The sequence below is a fragment of the Aetokthonos hydrillicola CCALA 1050 genome, assembly GCF_017591665.1.
Classification (GTDB): Bacteria; Cyanobacteriota; Cyanobacteriia; order Cyanobacteriales; family Nostocaceae; genus Aetokthonos; species Aetokthonos hydrillicola.
In genome coordinates this window covers 1-2,998 of the sequence record NZ_JAAKGC010000259.1, presented here as the reverse complement: position 1 = coordinate 2,998, position 2,998 = coordinate 1, and the positions used below count along the sequence as shown (strand labels likewise).

4 protein-coding genes are annotated in these 2,998 nt (G+C 41.2%); all 4 read left to right on the top strand.

Annotated elements, in window-relative coordinates:
• Positions 1-331: 331 nt before the first annotated feature.
• A complete protein-coding gene (locus G4P69_RS36640; protein ID WP_208354758.1) occupies positions 332-631 on the top strand; it encodes an RNA recognition motif domain-containing protein in 300 nt (99 codons plus the stop codon).
• Between the two features lie 160 nt (positions 632-791).
• The gene (locus G4P69_RS36635) at positions 792-1,097 is read left to right on the top strand and encodes a P-II family nitrogen regulator (RefSeq protein WP_208346242.1); all 306 of its coding nucleotides are present in this window, start codon (positions 792-794) and stop codon (positions 1,095-1,097) included.
• Between the two features lie 382 nt (positions 1,098-1,479).
• Entirely contained in the window at positions 1,480-1,773 is a 294-nt protein-coding gene (locus G4P69_RS36630) for a hypothetical protein (RefSeq protein WP_208346241.1), read from the top strand.
• Between the two features lie 156 nt (positions 1,774-1,929).
• On the top strand, positions 1,930-2,998 hold a 1,069-nt coding region (locus G4P69_RS36625; protein WP_208354757.1), incomplete at its 3' end, for a tetratricopeptide repeat protein.

The following is a 2,998-nucleotide window of genomic DNA, read 5'->3' as shown; positions in this document are numbered from 1 at the left end:
TACAATGACCAGCTAAAGCCTGTTAGCCTAGAAAATGTGGGTTATTGACCCCAAGATGAATCTCCAGAACAGGTGAACCAAGTAATTTTGGATTGGATTAATGACGTAATTTGAGCAAAGACCATACTTAGATACAAATGGTTTATGTTACTTTATATAACGGTTTTGGCAACTATGATGTGATCATTGCTGGGTGTGTCATACTGATTAGGTGAGACTTAATTCGGTGACGTTGTTTGTTCTTAGTATTGTCAGGCTTTTTCCTTTTAGTATTTACAGACTTTTCTCCGAAACTTAAATTTCTACAACTTTATAATTTCGGAGACAGTTTATGTCAGTTTATGTAGGCAACCTTTCTTATGAAGTAACAGAAGATGGTTTGAATACGATTTTTGCAGAATATGGTTCTGTCAAGCGTGTTCAGCTACCTACTGACCGTGAAACCGGTCGTGTACGCGGGTTTGGTTTTGTGGAAATGGGTACAGAAGCAGAAGAAACAGCTGCTATTGAAGGACTTGATGGTGCTGAGTGGATGGGACGTGACCTTAAAGTTAATAAGGCTAAACCTAAAGAAGATAGAGGTTCATTTGGTGGCGGTCGGGGAAGCTACGGCGCACGTAACCGCTACTAAGCTTTATCGATATAGCTACCAAAGCTAAACCAGTAAAGTAGCACATTAATTGCATTTAGTCCCAGCTCAGGCAGAAATGCTTGAGCTTTTTAAATAGAATCTGGACTAAGCAGCCAAAATCTAAGCTCTCTGAGCTAAAACCTAATCTCTGGAGTTCTCGATGTCAGACTCAGACGCTTACCTAGAACCTGCTGTTTTAGTTACCATCATTGGTGAAACAGTCTTGAAAGACTCTATTCTTAAGTTGCTAAAAAGCTATGATGTAACTGGCTATACTATTAGTCAAGTCCAAGGTGAAGGCGGTCACGGAAGACGCTTGGCAGACTTAGCAGGCTACAACACTAATATTGAAATTAAGACCATAGTTTCATTAGAAGTCTCTGATGCAATCCTTTCCGCGTTAAAAGAGTATCAGGGTAAGCGCGCCTTAATCGCTTTTCGACACAATATAGAAGCTTTCTATTGATTAACTTTTCTTTCTAGTGCAGTTTTTATGAAGAAGAATTCAGGAGTCAGGAGCCATTGCGGTAGACGGTTTTCCGCCGTTGGTTTCGACTTCGCTCAACCAACTGAGAGATCGTGAGTTGAGCGCAGTCGAAACTCGCATTCCCCAGATATTTTCTTTCTCGGAAATTACCTCACCTGGACAAGTTTTTGGTTAAAACCTCGTCCCTTGTACACGAGATAGGGGTTGAAAATGAGTGCTAAAACACCATCCCTTTATGGGTAGTTTATTCTGACTTCTGTATTCTGACTCCTGACTCCTTCTTCTATGACTATCTTTACATATCAGATAGCTGAAGAGATATCGTGTTTACTCGAATAACAAATTGCCAGGTATATCAATAATGGAAACTACTTCAAATATAATTGCAGAATTTGAAAAATTATTTAGACAAAAATTACATCTAAATAATTGTAAGTTGATGAAAAAAAGGCAAGAGAATAATTATGAAATTACTACTCCTGCTAAAGACATTTTTTTGATGTACTGGTGCGAATTCCCTGAGATTAAATTGATATATCAGGCTGTAGGAATACGCACACAGCAAACTGCTGTTTATGAGCGCGCTATCCGCTCCCATATTAGTTCTTGCGTAAATCGTCTCCAAGAAGGCACGATGACTACTACTGCTACATAAAAGCCGTAACCCGTAGGTTGGGGATCACTTTTACAGGGGTGTCTCCTCAACCTACTGACCTAGATAATAGTGCTTGAAAAATTTTTGCGGAATGACCAGCAATCCTACTGAAGTCATCTTCATGCTAAAAATTAAATATAGCACCTGCACCGGCTCATGAATGAAGAACGTCAGCAAGCCTACCTCAACCTAATTGAAATGTTGCTGAGTTGCCAAAGCGGCGAAGAAGCAGCTATTTTAGAAGCTAAGCAAGATTTACTTGATGCTGAGTTTGTGCAGATAGTGAAAGCTGTAGCCGAGTTTTACTCGCAGGAAGGAGAAGAGAATACAGCAAATTGGTTGAGAAATTTGGCAGTTTATGTGGGTCAACCTGTATATTTAGAATTTTTACTCCAAGTACTACAAGCAACGTCAGAAAGTAACGGTGATCCGCAGGTAGTTTACCCGTTACTAGAAGAGAACATAGAAAAACTTGATTATATCCTCCCAGAAGTACTGCAAAGTTGGGCAAAAGATAAGCTGGCGGAAGTTGAGACAGATACGGCGGAATATATTGCAGGAGTTATTGGGAATTTCAGCAATCTAATTGGGCAATTCCCCTTAGGAGACAAAGCCAGCAACATGGAAATAGCTATTGCTGGTTATGAAATATTGTTAACTGTATATACCCGCACTGCCTTTCCTCAACAATGGGCAACAGTGCAAAATAATCTGGGGACTGCTTACAGTAATAGAATCGATGGGGACAAAGCACAGAATCTGGAGAAGGCGATCGCAGCTTATACCCAGGCTTTAGAAATTAGAACCCGCAGCGCCTTTCCCCAAGATTGGGCAACGACGCAAAATAATCTGGGGAATGCTTACTTATATAGAATCGATGGGGACAAAGCACAGAATCTGGAGTTGGCGATCGCTGCTTATACCCAGGCTTTAGAAATTTATACCCGCAGCGCCTTTCCCCAAGATTGGGCGATGACGCAAAATAATCTGGGGACTGCTTACAGTAATAGAATCGATGGGGACAAAGCACAGAATCTGGAGTTGGCGATCGCAGCTTATACCCAGGCTTTAGAAATTTATACCCGCACCGCCTTTCCTCAACACTGGGCACCGGTGCAAAATAATCTGGGGAATGCTTACTTAGATAGAATCGATGGGGACAAAGCACAGAATCTGGAGAAGGCGATCGCCGCTTATACCCAGGCTTTAGAAATTTATACCCGCA

Coding starts and splice junctions, on each gene's coding strand:
- G4P69_RS36640 (WP_208354758.1), top strand. CDS start 332: ATGTCAGTTTATGTAGGCAACCTTTCTTATGAAGTAACAGAAGATGGT.
- G4P69_RS36635 (WP_208346242.1), top strand. CDS start 792: ATGTCAGACTCAGACGCTTACCTAGAACCTGCTGTTTTAGTTACCATC.
- G4P69_RS36630 (WP_208346241.1), top strand. CDS start 1,480: ATGGAAACTACTTCAAATATAATTGCAGAATTTGAAAAATTATTTAGA.